Source organism: Candidatus Krumholzibacteriia bacterium (assembly GCA_035649275.1).
GTDB lineage: Bacteria > Krumholzibacteriota > Krumholzibacteriia.
In genome coordinates this window covers 1-21,577 of record DASRJW010000074.1, presented here as the reverse complement: position 1 = coordinate 21,577, position 21,577 = coordinate 1, and the positions used below count along the sequence as shown (strand labels likewise).

General features: G+C 69.0%; 17 protein-coding genes and 1 tRNA gene. 6 read left to right on the top strand and 12 right to left on the bottom strand.

Going from position 1 to position 21,577, the window contains the following annotated elements; all coding sequences use genetic code 11:
* The 5 genes from VFE28_07275 to VFE28_07255 all read right to left on the bottom strand — a co-directional run.
* A partial coding sequence (locus VFE28_07275; GenBank protein ID HZM15786.1) for a hypothetical protein occupies positions 1 to 753 on the bottom strand: 753 nt, incomplete at its 3' end.
* A gap of 36 nt (positions 754 to 789) precedes the next feature.
* A complete protein-coding gene (locus tag VFE28_07270; protein ID HZM15785.1) occupies positions 790 to 936 on the bottom strand; it encodes a hypothetical protein in 147 nt (48 codons plus the stop codon).
* A 142-nt stretch (positions 937 to 1,078) separates the two neighbouring features.
* On the bottom strand, positions 1,079 to 3,121 hold the full coding sequence (locus tag VFE28_07265) for a thiamine pyrophosphate-dependent enzyme (GenBank protein ID HZM15784.1): 2,043 nt from the start codon (positions 3,119 to 3,121) through the stop codon (positions 1,079 to 1,081).
* 1,694 nt (positions 3,122 to 4,815) lie between these two features.
* Positions 4,816 to 6,132, bottom strand: a complete 1,317-nt coding sequence (locus VFE28_07260; protein HZM15783.1) for a PhoH family protein — start codon at positions 6,130 to 6,132, stop codon at positions 4,816 to 4,818.
* 15 nt (positions 6,133 to 6,147) lie between these two features.
* Complete coding sequence (locus VFE28_07255; GenBank protein HZM15782.1) at positions 6,148 to 7,230, bottom strand: squalene/phytoene synthase family protein; 1,083 nt, start codon at positions 7,228 to 7,230, stop codon at positions 6,148 to 6,150.
* Between the two features lie 90 nt (positions 7,231 to 7,320).
* Between VFE28_07255 and VFE28_07250 the strand changes: the two genes are divergently transcribed.
* From VFE28_07250 to VFE28_07230, 5 genes are all read left to right on the top strand, one after another.
* Positions 7,321 to 8,001, top strand: coding sequence for an alpha/beta fold hydrolase (locus VFE28_07250; protein ID HZM15781.1), 681 nt, complete (start codon positions 7,321 to 7,323; stop codon positions 7,999 to 8,001).
* 168 nt (positions 8,002 to 8,169) lie between these two features.
* Positions 8,170 to 9,861 carry a glutamate formimidoyltransferase gene (gene ftcD, locus VFE28_07245; GenBank protein HZM15780.1) on the top strand — a complete coding sequence of 564 codons (1,692 nt, stop codon included), beginning with the start codon at positions 8,170 to 8,172 and terminating at the stop codon, positions 9,859 to 9,861.
* Between the two features lie 4 nt (positions 9,862 to 9,865).
* Positions 9,866 to 10,771 (top strand): metallophosphoesterase, encoded by a 906-nt coding sequence (locus VFE28_07240; GenBank protein ID HZM15779.1) that lies wholly within the window; start codon positions 9,866 to 9,868, stop codon positions 10,769 to 10,771.
* A 217-nt stretch (positions 10,772 to 10,988) separates the two neighbouring features.
* Positions 10,989 to 11,714, top strand: a complete 726-nt coding sequence (pgl, locus tag VFE28_07235; GenBank protein ID HZM15778.1) for a 6-phosphogluconolactonase — start codon at positions 10,989 to 10,991, stop codon at positions 11,712 to 11,714.
* A 33-nt stretch (positions 11,715 to 11,747) separates the two neighbouring features.
* The gene (locus VFE28_07230; protein HZM15777.1) at positions 11,748 to 13,382 is read left to right on the top strand and encodes a SpoIIE family protein phosphatase; all 1,635 of its coding nucleotides are present in this window, start codon (positions 11,748 to 11,750) and stop codon (positions 13,380 to 13,382) included.
* 64 nt (positions 13,383 to 13,446) lie between these two features.
* Here the strand turns inward: VFE28_07230 and VFE28_07225 are convergent.
* Positions 13,447 to 13,524 (bottom strand) — tRNA-Asp (locus tag VFE28_07225).
* A 259-nt stretch (positions 13,525 to 13,783) separates the two neighbouring features.
* Between VFE28_07225 and VFE28_07220 the strand changes: the two genes are divergently transcribed.
* Complete coding sequence (locus VFE28_07220; GenBank protein HZM15776.1) at positions 13,784 to 14,776, top strand: hypothetical protein; 993 nt, start codon at positions 13,784 to 13,786, stop codon at positions 14,774 to 14,776.
* Here VFE28_07220 and VFE28_07215 read toward each other — a convergent pair.
* From VFE28_07215 to VFE28_07190, 6 genes are all read right to left on the bottom strand, one after another.
* Positions 14,720 to 15,307 (bottom strand): histidine phosphatase family protein, encoded by a 588-nt coding sequence (locus VFE28_07215; protein ID HZM15775.1) that lies wholly within the window; start codon positions 15,305 to 15,307, stop codon positions 14,720 to 14,722. The genes VFE28_07220 and VFE28_07215 overlap by 57 nt on opposite strands.
* A gap of 20 nt (positions 15,308 to 15,327) precedes the next feature.
* A complete protein-coding gene (locus VFE28_07210) occupies positions 15,328 to 16,605 on the bottom strand; it encodes a SpoIID/LytB domain-containing protein (GenBank protein HZM15774.1) in 1,278 nt (425 codons plus the stop codon).
* On the bottom strand, positions 16,602 to 17,837 hold the full coding sequence (locus tag VFE28_07205; protein HZM15773.1) for an anhydro-N-acetylmuramic acid kinase: 1,236 nt from the start codon (positions 17,835 to 17,837) through the stop codon (positions 16,602 to 16,604). Before VFE28_07205 ends, VFE28_07210 begins: the two co-directional genes overlap by 4 nt.
* A 40-nt stretch (positions 17,838 to 17,877) precedes the next feature.
* Positions 17,878 to 18,933: a ChaN family lipoprotein gene (locus tag VFE28_07200; GenBank protein ID HZM15772.1), complete on the bottom strand. Its 1,056-nt coding sequence runs from the start codon at positions 18,931 to 18,933 to the stop codon at positions 17,878 to 17,880.
* Complete coding sequence (gene murQ / locus VFE28_07195) at positions 18,930 to 19,886, bottom strand: N-acetylmuramic acid 6-phosphate etherase (GenBank protein HZM15771.1); 957 nt, start codon at positions 19,884 to 19,886, stop codon at positions 18,930 to 18,932. Before murQ ends, VFE28_07200 begins: the two co-directional genes overlap by 4 nt.
* A 110-nt stretch (positions 19,887 to 19,996) precedes the next feature.
* The coding region (locus tag VFE28_07190) for a C25 family cysteine peptidase (GenBank protein HZM15770.1) at positions 19,997 to 21,577 on the bottom strand (1,581 nt) is incomplete at its 5' end.

The window sequence follows — 21,577 nt, the reverse complement described above, 5'->3', positions numbered from 1 at the left end:
TTCCCGCAGCTGCTCCTTGAAGGCGTCCACCTTCACCCGCATGGTCGAATCCTCGGGGACATTGCTGTCGAGACCGTGCATCTCGTGGGTCCAGCGCAGCACCTTGCCCTTGTCGCTCACGATCAGGCTCAAGGCGCCGATCCACTTGCCCCGGTCACCAGCGGCACACACCAGCGTGTGGCCGATGTCCTCGTTGCCGACCTCGACGGGCTTCGTATTCACCATGGATTCGCCGCCCGTGACGATGACGTCGATGCCCTTGACCTCGTCCGCCAGCTGCTGGCTGGCCCGTGATCCCCGGTGGTCGAAAACCACGATCACGTCGGCTTTCTTGCGCACCTGAGGGACGAGCGCTCGCAGGGTCGACTCCGGGTCGGCGACGGCGAAATCGTCGGCTTCCGGGTTCACCGTCGCCAAGTTCGCGCTGTTCGCCACGCAGCCGAGGAAGCCCACCCGCACCCCCTGGTACTCCCGTACCACCGAGGGTTGGAAGAGCAGCTTGCCCGTCGACTTCTTCAGGATGTTGCTGGAAATGAGGGTGAGGCCGGCCTTCTTCGCCGTTTCCTGCAGCGTTTGCACGCCGTAGAGCAGGTCCGAAGGACCGACGCTGACCACGGCATAGCCCAGGTCGCCCATCATGCGGGCGACGAAAAGGCTCTGAAACTTCTGCGACTCGCTCTGCCCCTCGGCCCAGCCGCCACCCTCGACGACACAGACGTTCGGGTGCTCCTTACGGTATTTGCCGATGACCATTGCTCGCCGAGCAAGGCCGCCTTTGCGTCCCGAGGGTCACCCACACTCCTCGATCTCGCCCTTCGTGTCGCTGTGGTACAGGAGGACGATCTCGGTTTCCGGAGCCCGCGACTTGCCCTGGAGCTGGGCAAAGCAGGCCCACGAGAGCACGAGTAGCAGCGCGAGAAGAATCGCTCGTTTCATGACCTCGCCCTTCAGTTGCGGTTCCAGCCTCACCTCTCGCCCGCGCTCATCGGCAAGAGCGAAATCCAGGGATCCGCGCCCCGGGGCCGCGGACCCGCTGCCGCGCCTCGTCGGCTCGCTGGCGCTTCCGGCCCCGAGCGGGTCAGAAGCGCAAGAGCTCGAGCAGCGCCTGCGCCACTTGTTCGGCGGCGGGGAGCACCGCCGTCTCCAGGCTCGGCGCGAAGGGAACGAAGGAGTCGAGCGCGCCAATCCGTTTCACCGGCGCATCCAGGTACTCGAAGGCCTCGTCGGCGATGCGGGCGGCGATTTCGCCACCGAAACCGCCGGTGAGCGCCGCCTCGTGCAGGACCAGCACCTTGGACGTGCGCTTGACGCTGGCAAGCACCGCCTCCATGTCGAAGGGCATCAGGGTGCGGAGGTCAAGGACCTCCACCGAAGCACCTGCCTCGTCTTCGAGGCGCTTCGCCGCCTGCACGGCGCGGTAGACACCGCTCCCCCAAGTCACGACAGTGACATCGGCGCCAGCGCGCTCGACGCGGGCCCGCCCGAAGGGGACGAGGTAGTCCGCATCCGGCTCCAGCGCCTTCGTGTACACCTGGCGGTACAGGCCCTTGTGCTCCATGAAGAGAACCGGGTCGTCCATGCGGCACGCCGTCTTGATGAGCCCCTTGGCGTCGGCGGCATTGCTCGGGTAGGCGATGGTCCAGCCCGGCGTGTGGGCGTACAAAGCCTCGATGGACTGGGAGTGGAAGGGGCCGCCGCGGATGTAGCCGCCCACTGCGACGCGCACCACCATGGGTGTCGTCCAAGCCCCGGCGCTCCGCCAGCGGAGCGTCGGGATCTCGTTGCGCAGCTGCATGAACCCGGGCCAGATGTAGTCCCCGAACTGGATCTCCACCACGGGCTTGTAGCCGCCGATGGACATGCCGTGGGCGACGCCGACGATGCTCGCTTCGGCGAGCGGGGAGTTGCCCACCCGCTCTGGAAACAGCTCGGTCAGACCGCGGGTGACGCCGAAGACGCCGCCCTTCGGATCGGCGATGTCCTCCCCCCACATGACGATCTTGGGGTTGCGCTCCATCTCCTCCCGGAGACCGCGGTTGATCGCTTCCACCATGGTGATGGGCTTGTCGCCCAGGGCTTGCGGCTCGCGCTCGACGATCTGCAAGCTCTGGCGGCTGTAGATGTGCTCCATCACCGAGGCCGGGTTCGGTTCCGGTTGGGCGTCGGCGGCGTCGGCGGCCCCATTCACCTCGTTACGGATGCGCTCGTGCAGCGCCTCCTTCTCCGCTTCCGTCAGCAAACCGAGCTGCTGCAGCTGCAGCTCCGTGTGCCGCAACGGATCGCGCTGCCGCACCTCTTCCATCTCGTCGGCGCTCCGGTACTTCATCTGGTCGTCGGAGGACGAATGCGACTCGAGACGGACGACATGCCCCTCGACAAGGAGCGGCGTGCGGTTCCGCCGCATCTCTTCCACCAGAGGCTTGAGCGAGGTGTACATCTCGGTGAAGCGGGTGCCATCCACCTCGAGCGTGCGCAGGCGGAAGCCCCGAGCCATCTCGCTGATCCGCGCCCCGGTCTGGGTGGATTGGGGGACGCTGATGGCGTAGCCGTTGTTCTGCACCAGGAAGAGCACCGGCAGGCGCTCGCGGCAGGCCCAGTTGAGGGACTCGAAGAACTCGCCCTCGCTGGTGGCACCCTCGCCGCTCGAGACGTAGACGATCTCGTTCTTTCCCTCCGCTACGACCGCCTTCGCCATGCCCACGGCGGGGAGGAACTGCGTCCCCGTGCACGCCGTCGGCGACACCACCCGCAGCGCTCGGGAGGAGAAGTGCTCCGACATGTTGCGGCCGTTCGAGTTGGGATCGCCCTCACGGGCCAGCAACCCGAGGAAAACGTCGAGGAGCGGCATGCCGAGACCGACGACGAGAGCTTTCTCGCGATAGTAAGGGAAGAACCAGTCCTTCCCCGGCTGCAGCAGCATGGACATGCAGATCTGCAGCTTCTCGTGTCCGCGGCTGGAGGCGTGGAAGGAGCACTTGCCCGACTTCACGAAGACCTTGGTGCGCTCCTCCACGTAGTAGACGTAGAGCATCTTCTCGTACAGCGCCCGCAGCACGTCCGCCGGCACCTGGGGTGGACGGATGCCCGGTTTGCGTTCCACGCGGGCCACGACTTCGCTCATCCTGGACCTGCCTCCTCGCCGCTCCGAACCCTCTTCTGGACCGGCCTGGTTGTCGCCGGCCCTCTCGAAAACCGACCTTCCAAGTCTCTTCTCTTCGACAAAATAGTCCCTACCCGGGCTCTGGTGCAAGTGGACCCGATCACCGAGGTACGATCAGAAGTGATTGATTTCATGGACGATAGCTTCTTGAACGGAACGGAACCGCAGGGACTGGCGCAGCCCAACCACGCAAGCTCGATGCCCAGGGGAGGTCTGGACGCAGCCAGCGTGTGTGTTCGAGTTCGGGACACACCGCGAGAAGTCCGAGCAGAGTCGAGAATCGAGACCAGGCGAGAGGGTCTGCGGCCGACGTCGCCGCCACCCGGACGTTGCGACCTCGCGCGTCGAAGTGGGTGAGTGGTGCTCGCGACGGGGGTGGAATCGACCACGGCGGGAAAAAGACAAGCCGCACGAAGCGCCGCGCTGCCCCTTCGGAGTTCGCCACCGTTCCAGCTCTCCAAGCGCCCTCGCGGGCCCTGGAGCTCCTCTCTTGGGTTTCGACTGGTCTCCAGAGGTCTGCGCGCGCCGAGCTAGCAGGGTATTGGTTTCCTGCTCCCGCCCTGGCCTTGCCCGAAGGCGACCTTCGCGGTCTTCGCTCTGCCCGCTGCTGCCGGTGAGGTTGATTTCGCCGGCTTCGAACTCTCCTGGCCTTGTCTACCCTTCAGAGTTTGACCGGAACGGGCCGCTGCACCCTCAGCAGATGCAGCCCCTCCCGTGGGGTTCGTTCCCCTTCGACGCTTGCGATCGTGGCGGCCCACATTCCCGGGTTTGCCTCGCCCGGTTCGTTGCGCCCTCAGGGTTCGTCAGCCCTCTCGGCGCTTTGCTTCCGCCCCGACCTCCACGGCCTTATTTCATGCCGCGCACGTCCGTGGGGTTCACCCTTCGGAGCTTCTCCCTTCGCGGAGAGGGAACGTGCCTCTCGGCCCGCTCTTGCCCTCGTGCCGTCGGCTCGAACGGTGCGCGGCTTCCACCGCGCCCCTCGCCCGGCTGCAGGGCCTTTCTCCCTCCGGAAGTCCGTCGCGCCCTCGCCGAGAGGTCCCGGCGGGAGCGTCGCTGCTCCCTTGGGTTTCCACCTCTCCAGGGGTTTCGTCCCGTCCGCGATGGCCGGCGGCTTCCCGCTGGCCTCCTCTCCCGAGCTTGGGCTGCGAGCCCGCTCCCCAGAGTTTCGTTCACGGTCGGGCCGGTTCGTCTCCGCCGAGACCACCGCCCCTCTTGAGGTCCGTGCACCTCGTGTCGCTTCCCGCCAGTTCGCAGCCAATGTGGCCCTGGCTCATGGTTTCGCCACGGCGTTCGGGTGGCATCGCTGCTCCTCGAACACCGTTTCGGGCCGTCACCGCCGCTCCACTCAAGGCTCGCGGGATCGACTGTCGGTGCCGCGGTCGCTTCGTACGACCTGCATCCCGTGGATACCCGCATCCAGAGCGGGCCGCAAGGCCTTTCGCTCTTCTCCAGGGTCGTCTTGGGCAGGATTTCCACCGCCGCTGGAAGTGCCTCGGAGACAAACTCTTCCACTCTCTGCCTCGGTGGATAACCGGTTCCTCGGCGGTGGAAAAACCGGCACTGCCGGCGCGGGTGTTGGAGGAGCCTGTGGTTCCGAGCCAGCGGGGTGGCAGAGCGCGTGATGCTGAAGGTGATGCAGGGCGAGATCTGTCGATTCAGAGCAGATCGGAAGCGCGCTCGGCGAGTGCCGAGCGCTCGCCCTTGCTGAGGAGCACGTGCGCGGCCATCGGTTCGCCGAGGAAGCGACGCACGACGCTGTTGAAACCGCTCGACGAGGAATCGATGTAGGGATTGTCGATCTGATCGGGATCGCCGGTGAAGACGAGCTTGGTGCCTTCGCCGGCGCGCGTGACGATCGTCTTGATCTCGAGGGGCGTGAGATTCTGCGCCTCGTCCACGACGAGATACTGCCGCGACATCGTGCGGCCGCGGATGTAGGTGAGCGGCTCGACCTCGAGCAGGCTGCGTTCGACGAGTCGCTGCACCACCTGCATAGCCTCGGCGTGCACCGCGCCCGGAGGTTGCAACAAGAGGTTCAAGTTGTCGTAGATCGGCTGCATCCAGGGGTTGAGCTTCTCCTTCAGCCCGCCGGGCAGGAAGCCCAGGTCGCGCCCGACGGGAAGCGTCGGACGCGCCACGAGCACACGTGCGTAGGCGTCCTTGTCGCAGGTGCGATACAGGCCCGCGGCCAGCGCCAGCAGCGTCTTCCCCGTTCCCGCCTTACCCATGAGAGTGACCAGACTGATGCTGTCGTCCAGGAGCACATCGAGAGCGAAGTGCTGCTCCATGTTGCGCGGGCGCAGGTTGGTGAGCTCCTGGATCTCCGGATGCAACGGCTGCAGCCAGCGCGTCCCCGGCTCGACCCGCGCCAAGACGCTGCGCTTGCCTCCGTCGCGGCCGAGGAGGCGAACGTGCTGATTCGGGTGCAAACCCGGGAGGGGCATCTCGACGTTCTCGCCCCTCGAGAGCCGCTCCAGCGCTTCTGCTTCGGCCACCACTTCGGCGTGCGCCGTCTCCCCCGCCTCGAGCTCGACGCGACCGGCCTCGTAGTCTTCGGCGCAGATCGAGAGGGCGTCGGCCTTGATGCGCAGGTTGGTGTCCTTCGTCACCAGCACCACCGGTGTCCCCGGATGCTTCCGCGCCAGATCCAAAGACATCGTGAGCAGTGCGTTGTCGACGAAATTGCCGCCGCCGCTCACCCGGGCGAGCTCCAGGTCGCCGTCCAGAGCGACGCTGAGCGTGCCGCCCGCGTCGGTGGGGACGCCCTGTGCCAGATTTCCCCGCCGCCGGAAAGCATCGAGGAGTCGGGAGACGCGACGAGCATTGCTACCGAGCTCGCTCGCGTCGCGCTTGAAGTGATCGACTTCTTCGATGACGTAGATGGGGACCACCACATGGTTGTCCTGGAAGCTGAGCAGCGACTCCGGATCATGGAGGAGCACGTTGGTGTCGAGGACGAAGAACTTGCGCACCGCGAGCACTCCCACTCAACGAGCCGCCAGGGCGGCCTGCAGCTGCACACGCCGGCGCCCGTAGAGCCAGCGAATGGCCCCATCCGAAAGCACTGCCAGCGTCGTCGTCCCGAGGGTCCGCCGCACCTCGTTGCGGCCGACGCGCGGTCGCGCCCCGGGGACGAAGAGGGCCTCGTCCCGCAGCACCCGCCGCAACGTCCCTGCCGCCAAGAAGATCGGCCACAGGCAGAAGAGACGCAAGCGCACCTCGCGCCGCGGCAGGAGAAGGGTGAAGGCGACGGCGGCATCGAGCGAACGCGCCGCCAGTGCCACCAGCTCGCACACCACCTGGCGCGCCTGAGCGCGGTGGCGCGGATCGAGCAAGGCTTCGGGCGACAGGCGGTAACGCGCCGCGAGGGCCCGGGGCACGTAGCAAGCCCCGACGCGCGCATCCTCAGCCACGTCTTTGACGATGTTGGTGAGCTGCATCGCCCGGCCAAAGGTCTCGGCCAGCGACAGGAGACGGCGTTGCCTCTGCTCGTCGAGACGCGGTGAGGTCACGGCGAAGAGGCGCACCAGCATCGCCCCCACCGTCCCGGCCACGACGTGGCAGTAGCGCTCCAGGTCGGCACCGTCTTCGAGCTGCAGCGCTCCCTGCGGCGAGGCCAGCCGGCGCAAAGCGAACTCGCGCATGCCGAGGGCCATCTCCGCCACGCAGGCCTCCACGGGAGCGCGCAAGGCGGGCGGTTCGGCGGCGAAGGCGCGAAAGACCTGTTCGGCGCCGGCGCAAAGGGCGTGATCCGCACCCGCCGTCTCCAGGCCCGCGAAGGCAGAAGACCAGGCCTGCACGCGCTCCAGGACCCCGTCTTGCCAGGGGAAAAAGGTGGCGAAGTCGCGCAGCAACTCCGCCTTCCGCGCCGGATCGAGGCGACGGGAATCCTCCACCGTGTCGGCCATGCGGCAGAACAAGTAGGCTTCCAGGACGACGTCCTGGAGCGGTGCCGGCAAGACACGGATGTTGAGCGCGAAGGTGCGCGACACCCGTGGCAGCATGGCGCGGCAGTAGGAGCGGGCGTCTAGGCTGTCGTGGTCGCTGCCGGCTGCGCCGCGTGCCCCCATGCGATCCTCCTTGGCGCGCACCGGGTGGAGGGTCTGCGCCCGCACCATAGCACAGCGGCCGCGACGCGAGGCGGAGCGACGAGGAGAGGCGTGGGACGCAGAACGGAAAGCCTCAGCCTGGCGGGGCCGGCCGGCGCCTTGGAGGCGCGGCTCGACTGGCCCGAGGGCGCGCCGCGCGGCGCCGCTCTCGTCTGCCACCCACACCCTCAACACGGCGGCAGCATGCACACCAAGGCGGTGCATCGCGTCGCCCGCGCGCTGGTCAAAGCAGGATTGGTGACGCTCCGTTTCAACTTCCGCGGCGTCGGTCGGAGCGCCGGGAGCTGGAGCGGCGGCGACGGCGAGTACGAGGACGCGGCGCTGGCTCTGGAGGAGGCGTCTCGCCGGCGCGGCGGCGGCGCTCTCGTCCTCGGCGGGTTCTCCTTCGGCGCCCGCATCGCGCTCCAGCTGGGAGCGGAGCAGGGCGGAGCCCTCGATGGCACCGCGCTTTTAGGCGTAGCCCCGGCGCTGCTCCATTCTGATTTCGGCTTCCTCACCGGGACCGCAACACCGGTGCTCTTGGTCGCCGGTGACGCAGATCCCTATTGTCCGGTGCCGGCACTCGCGGCATTGCAGCAGCAGCTCGGCCAGCATGCCCGCATGACCATCCTCCCGGGCGCGGGCCATCTCTTGCTGGAAAGGCTCGACGAGCTCGAGGAGACCGTGTTGCAGTTCGTGCTCCCCCACCTCGCTCCCGGCGACACGCCACCCGCGCCGAGGACACCGGCGTAAGCAGCCAGCGCCGTCCGCCCGTGCGTCAGGACATGGCTCTCATGGTTCCAGTCAGCATGTCGGCTTGAGGAACGGCGACACCTCCACTACGATGAGTGAGAAGCGCTGTCCGAGGGAAGCGCCAGAACTCGTGCCGCAGCGAGGTGCGGCACTGTCGGGGAGATGGCGATGCAGCTCGTCGAGTGCGTACCCAATTTCAGCGAAGGTCGCGATCGAGCCGTCCTCGACGCCATTGCCACCGCGGTGACCTCGGTGGAGGGCGTGGGGCTGCTCGACGTCGATCCGGGGCAAGCGACGAACCGCACCGTTTTCACCTTCGTGGGCCCGCCGGAGCCGGTGGCGGAAGCAGCCTTCCGCGCCATCCGCACCGCCGCGGAGCGCATCGACATGCGCCGTCATCACGGCGAGCACGCCCGCCTCGGCGCTACCGATGTCTGTCCCTTCGTGCCCCTCGAGGGCACGAGCATGGAAGACTGCGTGCAGCTGGCGCGCCGTCTGGGGGAGCGCGTCGGGCGCGAGCTCGGCATCCCGGTGTACTTGTACGAGGAGGCGGCGACGCGCCCGGAGCGCCGCAATCTCGCCCACATCCGCGCCGGCGAGTACGAGGGTCTCGAAGCCAAGTTGCGCGACCCGGAATGGCAGCCCGATTGCGGCCCCGCCCGCTTCGACGCCCGCGCCGGGGCCACGGTGATCGGCGCGCGAGAGTTCCTCGTCGCCTACAACATCAACCTGAACACGCGGGACAAGAAGCTCGCCCACGACATCGCCCTCGATCTGCGCGAAGCCGGCCGCAATCAGCGCGGTCCGGACGGCAAGCCGCTCCGCGATGCGCAGGGCGAGCCGGTGAAGAAGCCGGGCCGCTTCCCTCACGTCAAGGCGGTGGGCTGGTACATCGAGGAATACGGCCGCGCGCAGATCTCCATCAATCTGACCCACCTCCAGGTGACGCCGCTGCATGCGGTCTTCGATGCCGCCGGCGAGGAAGCGGCGCGTCGCGGCCTGCGGGTGACGGGGAGCGAGATCGTCGGACTGGTGCCACGTGCGGCGCTGCTCGCGGCAGGGAAACACTACCTTCGCAAGCAGGGCCGCTCGACGGGTGTCCCCGAACGCGAGCTCGTGCACATCGCTGTCCGCTCTCTCGGCCTGGACGAGCTCGGGCCGTTCGACCCCGCCGCCAAGGTGGTGGAGTACCGGGTGCGCGATGCCGCAGCGGCGCGCCTGCAGCGGAGCAGCCTCGAAACTTTCGTCGACGAGCTCTCGAGCGACAGTGCCGTCCCAGGCGGGGGCAGCGTCGCCGCTCTCTGCGGCGCGCTCGGTGCCGCACTGGCAGCGATGGTGGCGAACCTGACCCACGCCTCGCGCCCGCCCGAACCCGCAGGTGCGGCGCTCGAAGCGCTGGCCGTCGAGGCCCAGGAGCTCAAAGCGGCCTGCCTCGCCGCGGTGGATGAGGACGCCGCCGCCTTCGCCGCCGTGCTCGCGAGCTTGCGACTGCCACGGAGCACGGGGGCGGAAATCGCGGCCCGCGACGCGGCGCGCCGGCAGGCGACCCGCGGTGCCGCCCTGGTGCCGCTGCAGGTCCTGGAGAAATCGGCACGCATCGCCGCTCTCGCGGTGGCGGCAGTGCGGAGCGGTTTGCCCGCTTCGGTTTCCGACGCGGGCGTCGCCGCGCTCTGCGCCGCTGCCGCCGCCGAGGCCGCCTACGACAACGTGGCCATCAACCTGGCGGCGCTGGAGCACCCCGACGACGCCGACTTCGTGACCGCAACCCGCGCTGCCGCCGAGCGCAGCTTGGAGGCAGCGACCTCGCAGGCAGCGGCCGCCCGCACCGCTTTGCGCCGCGCCCTCGAAACCACGCGGTGAGCCGATGCGTCTCGCCTATATCTCGGACCTGCACACCGATCTTTCCGCGCGCAACCACGACTTGCTGGGAGCGCTCGTCGAAGTAGCCCGCGCCGCGAAACCCGACGTCTTCCTCGTCGCCGGCGACCTGGCGGAGAAAAGCAGCGACGTCGCCGCGAGCCTGGAGCGCCTCGCCGCCATCCCGGCCTTGCGGCTCTACCTCGCCGGGAACCACGACCTCTTCGTCGAAGGCGATCCACAAAGGGCGGAAACGGCGCACAGCCGGGAAAAGTTCGAGACCATCCTCCCCCGCGTCGCCGCCGCCGCTGGCTTCGACTACTTGGGGTTGGAACCAGTGCACTGGGGCGACGTCGCCATCGTCGGCGTCCCGGGCTGGTACGACTTCAGCCTCCGCGATCCCAGCTTCGACGCCGTCGCCGACCTCCCGGTGTACCGGACCGGCGTCTGGCGCGGCACCCGCGCCTACGACCGGGGCCACGTGTTCTGGCCGCGGCGGGACACCCGCCACATTGCAGGTGCACACCCGGCCGCAGCCGGCGGCGACGCCTGGGCTGGGGACGAAGAGATCTGCGCCGAAATGCTCGAGCGGCTGCAGGGGCAGCTCGCTGCCGTCCGCTCGGCACCGGCCGTCCTCGCCGCCGTCCACGTGCTGCCCTGTCTCGATTTGGTACAGCGAGGCGCCTTCGGCGAGATCCCTTTCTTCGATGCCTACTTGGGGAGCTCCCAACTCGGGACCTGCCTCGAGAAGGCCCGCAACGTGCGCGTGGTGGTGAGCGGGCACCTGCACCGCGTCGCCTCCCTGGAGCGTCGGGGCATCCGCTGGCTCGCGAGCCCGGTAGGGGACGCGCGCCGGAGCCCCCTCGACCTGGCGGCCCTCGCCCGGGAACGGCTCGGCCTCACCGAGATCTGAGCCAGGCCGTTGACATCTGGGCGAAGGCGCCTAGACTGCACGCACCACGGTTCGTCTCGACCCCGAGTTTCCCGCTGCCTGGGCAGAGCGAGGACTCGTGAGTCCGTTTCTTCTCCTGGCGCGCTCAACCCAACGCTCCGGGGCGCCGCACAGGAGACAAAGGCGGGTGGGGTTTCGACTCCGCCCGCCTTGAACTGTGATCCCCTAGGTCCACGCGATGATGCGCTGCATCGTTCTCCCCGACGTCGAGAGTGTGGAGGATGAGGCAACGCGGCGTCTTGTGGCTGCCATCGGCAAGGCACAAGCACAGCACGGCCGTTGCGCCCTCGCCCTCGCCGGCGGCAGCACGCCGCGCGGTGTCTACCGCCGCCTCGCCGCCTGGCCGGGCGTGGACTGGCAGCGCGTCCTCGTCTTTTGGGGCGACGAGCGCGCCGTTCCTCCCGATTCGCCCGACAGCAACCAGCGCCTGGCCCGCGAAGCGCTCCTCGACCAGGTGCCGATCCCGCCCTCGCAAGTGCATCCCATGCCGGCCGGGAGCCCGGACCTCGACAACGCGGCGCGGCAATACGAAGATTTGCTCTGCTCGCTTCTCGGCCGGCCGCCGCGGCTCGATCTCGTCCTCCTCGGACTCGGCGAGGATGCCCACACGGCATCGCTCTTCCCGGGCAGCGCCGCGGCGGCAGAGCGCGCGCGCTTCGTCGTCGCCACTCCGGCCCCTGTCATCGCCTCGCGGCTCACGCTCACCATTCCCGCCCTCGCTGCCGCGGACTCTCTGCTCTTCGTCGTGCATGGGGCGAGCAAGGCCTGGGCGTTGCGACAGGTCCTGCATGCCGCCCCCGACCCGCTCCGCGTCCCGGCGCACGCGCTCCGCGACGCAGCAGTCACCTTCGTCGTCGATCGCGCCGCCGCCGGCGATCGCAGCGCGCACGGCTCCCCGTCTTGACCCGTCCCCGCCTCCGGGCTACCGTAGGCGCCCATGGAGTTCAAACTCACCGGTCTCATCGCCGGCACCTTGCGTTCATTCCCCATCGGCACCGGAGAAACGCGGATCGGGCGTAGCTCGGATCTGGAGATCTCGCTTCCCGACCGTTCGGTGTCGCGAATGCACGCGCTCCTCCGCCTCGAAGGCGAGGCCCTCGTCCTGGAGGATTCTGGCAGCCGCAACGGTACGACGGTGAACGGCGTCCGGGTCCGCGCCGCGCAGCGCCTCCAACCCAACGACCAGATCGCCTTCGGCAACGTCGCCCTGAGCCTGCAGGTGGACGACCAGCCGGTGCAGCCGGCGTTCCGGGAAGACGTGCAGCTCGATTCCACCTTCAAGCTCAACTGGATGGAACTGCGGCCGTCGCTGGAGAAGAGCGAGGGCGTCGATCTCTCCCAGGTGCTCATGGACATGGGCGAGTTCTTGGTGCGGCACCAGCCGGAAGAGGAGATCTTTCGCGTCTGCATCGACACGGTGGAGCGCGTCGTGCCCTTCCAACGCGCCTGCCTGCTCCTCCTCGACAACAACAACCAGCCGGTGCTGCGCGCCGCTCGCAGCAAGGGGGACGACCCCAACCTGCAGCTCGCCCTCAGCCAGACCATGGTGCAGACGGTGATCCAGGAGCGCGCCTCGCTGCTCGTGCACGACGCGCAGGCGGACCAGCGCTTCCAGCAGCAGGCCAGCGTCATCCTCGGCAAGATCCGCTCGGCCCTGGTGGCGCCGCTCTTCGACAACACCCGGGTGATCGGCGTGCTCTACGTGGACTCCATCGAGTTCGCCCAGCCGTACAACAAGGATCACCTCCGGCATCTGGCGCTGCTCGCCAACATCCTGGCGGTCAAGATCACCAACGCCCGTCTCCTGGAGATGCAGCGGGAGAAGGACCGGATGCAGCAGGAGATGGAGACGGCGCGCCGGATCCAGCGCGAGCTGCTCCCCCGGGCGCCGGCGGCGCCCCCAGGCTACGAGCTCCGCGCCAAGCTGGAGCCTTCCACCGAAGTGGGTGGCGACCTCTACGACGTGCTGCCCTTGGCCGGCGGGCGCTTCGCCCTCGTCCTCGGTGACGTGGTCGGGCACGGCGTCGGCGCCGCGCTGCTCATGGCCAACGCTCTCGCCGGCGTCCGCTCCTTGGCCGAGCTCTGCCGGGATCCTCTGGATCTCGTCCAGCGGCTGGATGCACAGATGTATCGCTCCACCGACTCCATGAGCTACGTCACCATGTTCATCGGCTTCCTCGACCCGGCGACTCACCGCATGGACTACGTCAATGCCGGCCACGAGTCGCCGCTCATCCTCGACCCCGGCGGCGCCGTCCAGCACCTGGCCTCCACCGGACCGCCCGTCGGTCTATTGCCTGGCGCCGAGTTCCAGATCGGCACGGCAGAGATCCCACCCGGGGGCCTGTTCGCGGCGTGGAGCGACGGCATCCCCGAAGCGCACGTGGTGCACGAAGACAGTCAGCCCGACATGTTCGACGATCACGAGTCGGTGGAGTCCATCCTCGTGGGGTTGCAAGAGCGGCCGCTGGACGAGATCCCGGCGGAAATCTTCGACCGCGTCGATCGCTTCCTGGATGGAGCGGGCGCGCCGGACGATCGGACCTTGCTCTTGCTCCGGCGCGGCGCTTGAGGCGGCACACCGCGGAGGGGCGTCGCGGAAGTGGCGGGGATTGGTGGAGAGCGGCAGGGTGGGCTGGCGGGGACGACGGGGATCGAACCCGCGACCTCCGGCTTGACAGGCCGGCGTTCTAACCAGGCTGAACTACGTCCCCGATCCAGCACTCGGTGAGCCGAGGCAAGCTAACAGATCATTCCATACGTGTCAACGCGCCGCGTAGTCGACGCGGTAAGCCACGCGTACCCCAGACCGCAGCGGCGCGCGATCCTGTGCGCGCATCCCGACGACGCGCGCCACATCGCGGCAGGCAGGATTTCCCGGCACGCTCCGTGCAGCGAGCCCGCCGTTCGGCAGGCCACTGTCGCCACATCAGGCCACTGTCGCCACCTTGGGTTGCAGGGTCTGGAGGCACCGTGCGGGAGCCCGATCGGATCGCAACCAGCGAAGTCCTCGAAGCGGAACGCCTCGAGGAGTGGCCGCGCGCCGACGCAGAACAGCCAACGCCGGCTCCCGAACCGGGTGCAGACGAGCACGTCGCGCCCCACCCGGTGGTGCTCGTCGACCCCGACGCGGCGACGCTGCTCGCCGTGTGGAGTCTGCGGCGGCAGGGGAATCCGCTGCATCTGCTCTCGCCGCGCCGTTTCGAGCCGGCGCTCTGGGCCCGCGGTGTCCAACGGCACCTCCTGCCCGACCCCGAGCACCACCCCCTCGCCTGGAACGCCCGGCTCCTGGAACTCGCGGCCCATCTCGAGCCGCGGCCGCTCCTCATCCCCTGCTCGCGCCGCGGGCGCGAGCTCCTGCGCGCCTCGCGCCCGACACTCGAACCGCATTACGCGCTGGCGCACCTAGAGTCCCTCGACCTGCACGGCTATGACGCGGAGGAATTTCGGACGGAGAAGGCGCTCCGGCGCACGGTGCTGCGGGGCGAACCTGCCTTCGAGGTGCAACTCGTCGTCGACGCGGCTGGGTGCTGCACCGGAGCCTGCATCCTCGCCTGGGTCGCCGGTGTGCCGCCGCTCGTCCTCGTGACCAGCGTCGAAGGCGAAGATGTTCTGGAACGCAGCCTCGCCTGGGTGCGGACGCGGCAGCTCCGCGGTTATGCCCGCCTCATCTGGGGGCCGGATCGCTTTGGCAGGATCGATCTCCAAGCGGCAGGCACCATCCCCGGCAACACCTGGGCGCTCGCGGCCGAGGATGGCGTCGACTTCCCCTCGCTCTGGGCTGCGAGCCTGACCGGCATCGCGGTGGAGCCACGCCGCGCGGGGCAGCAACTCTCGCGCTCCTTCGCCCTGGCAAAACCCGGTCTGCAAGAGGAAGCACCGCTCCTCTCGCTGCGTCCGCCCTGGTCGTCACGGGATCCTCTGCCCTTCCTCGCTGGAATCCTCCGGTCGTTTGCGCGCTCCTGAGAGCGCCTGCTTCTCTTCCGCCCCCGTAGCGGCCACGAGCGCGAGGACCTCCGGCGTCAGCGCCCAGCGCAGCGTCGCCGGCGGGGCCCAACCGTGATCCTCGAGATCCAGGCAGATGCAGGCGCCGGGAGCGAAGACGAGGCGTAGAGAGTGTGCCGACGCCAGCAGATGCCGCGACAGCATGCCGAGATCCGGTTCGTGCCCCACTACGATCCACCAGGGCGCCTCGCTCTGCGTCGCGGCGCGAGACAGCGCCGCGAGGATGCCCGCCGCTCCAGCTCCACCGGCGAGCTCTTCCTGCACGCGCACCTGCGCCGCTTCCAATCCGAGTGCGGCGGCGATGATCTCTCCCGTCCGCCGGCAGCGCGCCGCCGGGCTCGTCCACAACCGCGCCGGCCGTGCTCCCAAGCGCGACAGCGTGCGTCCCACCTGCGCCGCTTGACGTTCGCCCTCGTCGAGGAGCGGGCGATCGACGTCGGCCCAGGGACCACCGCGCGTGGCGCTGCCATGACGGACGAGAACGAGGTGCATCGGTTCCTCCTCGGGCACCGCTAGTACATGCGCACCAGCGCGGCACCGTTGTAGTAGTGCGCCAGGATGTCGGCGCTGCCGATGCCGCGGCGCGCCATCTCGATCGCCCCCATCTGGCACATGCCGACACCGTGACCGTTGCCGCCCCCATAGGCGATCACCCGCACGATGGCACCGTTCTGCCGTTCCACTTCGAGGAGGAACAGCGTGCTGCGCAGGATGGCGCGATCACGCGGCCGCAGCACCCAGCGACTGCGGTCTCCGAGGACACGGAAGGTGGCGACGCTGGTCTGCACGCGCAGCTCTTGCACGCGCCCGCTCTCGTCACGGGCGACGATCTCGAGGTCCACGAGGGCCCCGACCGGTGTGCCCACGGGCCATCCCATCTCGCGCGGTAAGGTTTCCTGCAAGATGCGCTCGAGACCGGCGCCGCTCCAGGACTCGCTCCAGCGGAAGTGACGCGAGCCGGCGCAGTAGGAGCCACCGTCCGCCGCGGCGTCGCGCCCGCCGCGCAGCGCCGCTTCGGGTGGCTTGTTCCACACCGCTTCGATGCGCGCCGTATGGCCGCCGCAGGTGGAGGAGTAGTAGGCCTCGATGGGACCGTCGCGGTCGCGCAGCACGAGACCGGAGGTCGCCCGGATCGCCACGTTCGCCAGCGAATCCTCCCGCCGACAGCCTTGATAGACCTGATCGGTGACATCGTCATAGACGTCGAAGGAGGCTTCGGGGTACCTGCCGATGCGTTTGTAGGCGTAGGTGCGCGCTGCCACCGCCTGCGCCTCCAGCGCTGCCGCCGCCGACGGTTCCTGCTTGCCGATCTCCCAGGGCACGACGCCGCGCAGGTATTCCTCCAGGGGGAGCTCGTTCACCAGGGTGAGGAGGTCGCCGGTGCGCACGAGCTGCAACCCGCCACGGTACTGGGTGTCGCCGACGCGCCAGCGCGTCGCCCCGTCCAGCGGCTCCAGGTCGAGGCGGGCGGCGCTCTTGCAAAGAGCGTTCGCGTTCCGGCGCACCTGGATGGCGCCGTCCTTCACCGCGGCAGCGAGCACCCCGGTGCCTGCTAGATCCTGTGCCTCACTGGCATCGGGCCGCAGCCGCACGTTGCCGGCATACGAGAACGAAACGCTGGTCACCGCCTCGGCGATGCAAACGCGGATGCGGGGTTCGGGTGGCAGCTCCGGTGTCGACTCCGCCGGCGTCGCCGGCGTCGGGAGGGGGACGGGACGGGAAGCGCAGCCCAGGAGCCCGAGCCCGAGGCAGACGAGCCATCTCTGGCGACGGTGCGGCACGGCGCTCACGAAAGGCGTCCTGCTTCCGGCGGGGTGGAGTGCGACACGGGCACGCCAGCGAGCGCCAGGGTGCCAAGGATGCAAGGCCGCTGCGCCCCCGTGACTTGGGTCAGGTTGCATGCGTGTCCGAGAAGACTCTCGTTGGCGAGCACCGCGAAGTCCACGGCTTCCTTCGCGTCGGTGTCGATGCCGAGCACTTCCAGGCCCTGCACCCGGCTCGGCGAAAGCAGCGTGGCAAGGCGGCGCATGAGGGCGCCGTTCCGGCGGCCGCCCCCGGTCACGTACACCGCATCCACCGGCTCGCTGGCCAGCGGCGGCTGCGCTCTCGCCCGCGCCACGGCCTGGGCGGTGAGCTCCAACGCCGAGGCGAGGAGCGCAGCGCGCCCCAGAGCGCGGGCCTTGCCCTCGCGCAGCAAGCGCTCCACGTAGGCACCGCCAAATTCTTCGCGTCCCGCGGCCTTCGGCGCCGGCCGGGCGAAGAACTCGTCGCCGAGCAGAGCCTCCACCCATTCCGAGTCGGCGCTGCCGCGTGCCGCTTCCGCTCCATCTGCGTCCATGTCGCGGCCGAGGAGGGCACGCGCGAAGGAGTCGAGCACCATGTTGGCTGGACCGACGTCGAAGCCCAGCACGTCCTCGCGGGCGCAACCGGCGCGGAGATAGGTGACGTTGGCGATACCGCCCAGGTTGAGGATCAGCCGGCTTTCCTTCGCGCTGCGCCGGAGCAGCCAATCCGCATAGGGAACGAGGGGCGCGCCAGTGCCGCCGAGGGCGATGTCGGCGCAGCGAAAGTCGGCGATGACGGGAACGCCGGTGAGCGCGGCGATGACGCTGCCGGAACCAGCCTGCCAGGTCGAGGCCCGGGGCTCGAAGGTGCCGGGGCCGGGGGCGCGATGCGCCAGTGTCTGTCCGTGGCTGCCGATGAGGTCCACATCCCGCGTTGCCAGACCCGCCACGTCCACGAGGGCGAGAGCCGCCTGGGCGAACGCCCCGGCCACCGCGAAGTCGAGCTCCGCGTGGTCGAGGGCGTTCGACGCCGCGCCGGAGGCCGTCTGCAGCAGGCGCTCGCGGAGCGTCCCCTCGTAAGGAAAGCAGGCGAAGCGCTCCAGCTTCACGCGGATCGACGGGCCGCCGCCCTGGATGCGAACGAGGGCCGCGTCGATTCCATCCATGGAGGTGCCGGACATGAGGCCGACAACACGGCGCTCGGGCTTGCGCGCCAGCGCCAGGAGATGCTCGAGCACGCCGAACCTCCGCACCCGCGAAGGAGCAGCGCGGCACGGCTCAGGGCGCCGTGGGGCCCGCGGCTCGCTTCGCATCCCACCAGGCGCGCCAGCGCGCCTGCGCCTCCCGGCGGCTGCCGGGCTCGGCCTCCGGATCGTAGCCCAGGTCGGCCGAGGAAGCGAAGCGAAGAGCGTGGTGCGCCGCCCGCCGCCAGCGCACGTCGGGATCGCCGAGGGCGGCCACGAGAACTTCCAGGGAGTCGCGCTGGCCGAAGTAGACCGACTCGAGCACCGTGAGCAACCACTCCCTGGCTTCGCCGCTCCCGAGGCCGAGCAAGTGCCGGCTGTGCGGCTCTTCGCATGGATCCAGGAAGACGCCGGGGCGCAGGCGGAGCACCTCACCCGGCCGCGGGTACCGTCCGTGCCGGCGGCGGAAGTGCTCCTGCACGCTGTCGGCGTAGCTCGTCACCACCAGGGGATCGGTCCCCAAGCCGGCGGCGATGTCGTCCTCGCCGAGGACATGATCGACGCCGTACATGACGACGAGGCGCTCCTCCGGATGCCGGCCGAGCTGCTCTGCCAGATGGAAGCGGATCTCGGCGTTGCGCAGCGTCCGGGAGCGCGCCCCCGACGGCCGGCTCTCGAGGGGCAGCACGGCGATGTGATGCAAGCGTGCGAAGCGCAGGATCTCCAGGTGCGATCGACCCACTTGCGGAGAGAGCAGCAGGCTCGTCGGGTAGACCCGGGCCAGGAAAGTGTTCTCGTCCATGCTGCCGGCGAGGAAGGCTTGCAGAATGTCATCGTCATCGCGGTCGACGAACTCGACGCCGAGAACTACGGGAGACGCCGAGCGCTGCTGCAGCTCCAGGATGAGACGCTGCAGCTGCCGCGCCGGGCACTCCTGGTCGTGCACCACGCCGAGCAACACCAGCGGCCGCGCCAGCGCCTCCTCCACCAGCTCTTCATAGGTGACGGCGCTCTGGTACTCCATGCCGATGTGGCGGTTGAGCGACTCCAGGTCCACGAGCGGTTCGTCGGCACCGTGCGGCGCGGCGCCGAGCGGCGCGGCGCCGAGGAGCGTCACGAAGGCCGCGACGGTCAGGGGGCGGGTTTTCATCCCGGCTCCTTCCCGAGGGCGCGACGCAAGACGCCCCCTGCGGCCGCCAGGCGCTTCTCGGCTTCCGCAGCGCTGCCCCCGGCGAGGCCCATGAACAGCGCCAGCTTCACCGAACCGCGCGCCGACTCGAGGAGGGCCGCTGCATCCGTGTAGGCGAGGCCGAGGAGCTGCATCAAGATGCCCTTGCTGCGCTCCTCCAGCTTGCGGCTCGTGGGGCGCAGATCCACCATCAAGTTCTCGTACACCTTGCCGAGACGGATCATCGTGGCGGTGGAGAGCATGTTGAGGACGAGCTTCTGCGCCGTGCCCGATTTGAGGCGTGTCGAACCCGCCAGCACCTCGGGACCGACGACGGCAGCGATCACCACATCCGCCTCCATGTCGGGGGGCGGCGTGTTGCAGGTGATGAACACCGTGGCCGCCCCGACCGTGCGCGCGTACCGCAAGCCGGCGACGACGTAGGGCGTGCGCCGGCTGGCGGTGAGGGCGACGAGGGTGTCGCGCCGTTCGAGCCCCAGAGCTTCCAGATCGCGGCGGGCATCGTCCTCGCGATCCTCGGCACCTTCCTGCGCGCGCTGCAGCGCCTCGGTCCCGCCAGCGATGATTCCCACCACCTGCCCCGGCTCGCTGCCGAAGGTGGGTGGACATTCGGAAGCGTCGAGGACGCCGAGGCGGCCGCTGGTGCCGGCTCCCAGGTAAACGAGCCGGCCGCCGGAGCGCAGGCTGCGCTCCACCAACGTCACGGCCCGGGCGATGGCGGGGATCTGCCCGCGCACCACCTCGGGGACACGCTGGTCCTCGTCGTTGATGAGACGCAGGCAGGTTTCGAGGTCTACGAGATCGATGTCGCGGGTGCGCTCGTTCCGCTGTTCGGTCACGAGCTGCTGCAACTCGTCCAGGATACGTCGCGTCTCGGCCTCGGACACCCTGCTGCGCCCGGCCCCCTCGCCCATGCTTCCGCTCCGCCTGCCGCTGCGCCCGTGGGCCCTCGTCGTCGGGACGGACATTGCAATCCACGTACCCGCGCGTTCCGCGCGCGGGAACGCCGCTCCCCGGAAGACCGTCAGCGCATCACGACCACCTTGTCGCGCTTCCTGATCTCCTGTCCGGACACGTCGGTGATGAGGATGTCGTAGAAGTACACGCCGTTGGCGACCTGTTCTCCGGCGCTGTCCGTCCCATCCCATTCGACGTAGTTGAGCGCCATCGTGGTACCCAGACCGCCGCCCGGCACCGGCTCCGGACGCAGGTCCTGCAAGGCGCCGCCGCGCAGATCGAAAATGCGCACGGTACGCCCGTTCAAATCGGTGATGCGCACGTGCCCGCCGCTGATCTCGGAGTCCAGATTGAAAAAGAAATGCGTCCGGTCGGCGAAGGGGTTGGGGAAGGCGAGCACGTCCCGCAAGGCGAAGGCGCCGGGCACCACGAGGGACAGCGCGGCGATCTCCCGCCCGTCGAGGCGGAAGCTGAGCAGGTGCGTTCCAGGCGCCACGCTCCAGCCGAAGTCCGCGAACCAGGTGAAGAAGTGCTCGTCCGGGGTGGTGCTCACCCCCTGGACCGGCTGGCCGTCCAGGAACACTGCGAGGTCGAGGGTGGAATCGGGGACGCAGTTCGCTACCACGTAGCGGAAGGCGGTGCGGGCGTCCACCACGCTGCCGTTCTCCACGGGCAAGCCGTTGGCCATGAGCTGCTGTTCGAACTGGCCGCGGCCGTAGAGCTCCGAGACGCGGCCGGAGAGGTCGCGGGCGCCAATGGCCAGATCGAAATCGCAGGTGTCGAAGAGCACGGCGAAGGCCACCGCGTAGCCCCGCTTGGCCCGTATCTGCGCCGCCGTGTCGACGCCGGCGATGGCGACGATCGACGCCGGGATAGGGACCCGGCGACCGTCACGGAAACGCTTCTCCACCCAGAGCGAGTCGATGCCTTGCTCGTCCCGCACCTCCACGGTGACGCGCACGGAATCCGAGGGCACCAGGGCGCCGATGCGGCCGTCCTCGGTGAGGATTCCGTTCACGAGCCGCACCACCTTGAAGCGCGGGACACCGGCGTCGAGCCGCAGCAGCGGATCCCCGAGCAGGCACTGGCGGTCGATGATCCCGGGGTCGCCGTCGGAGGTCTCGCCCACCTGCAGTAACGCCGACAGCAGCCAACGGGACTGCAGCGTGTCGGAGTCGACGGCCCCGCCCTCCGGGCCCCTGGCGTAGTCCTTGTTGAAGATGGCGGACCACAGGATCTCGTGGAAGCGGTTGTTGGGCCCCAGGAACTCGTAACCCGTGCTGGCGTAGCTCGCCACCGCTCCCTTGGATGGCACCGTGAGGTAGACCTCGCCGAGGGCGTCCCCCTCCGCCGACGCCTCCTCGCTGGGGATGCCGAACTCGTTCAGGTGACAACCGAAGCCGAAAAAGACGAAGGGCTTGCCTTGGTTACGGAAGTCGGGCATGAAGGGCGCTTCGACATCGAAGGCACGGGTCCGGATGACGCCCTCGTCGGTCACCTGGGAACGGTTGGCATGGGACTGCAGGGCGAAGAAGAGCGCTCCTTCGCCGATGGAGTCGGTGAGCGCCGTGCCGGTGGGGTTGATGTAGAACTGAAACTCGTTCGAACCGACGTGCTTGCCGGTGTAATTCGGATTGCTCTCGCAGGG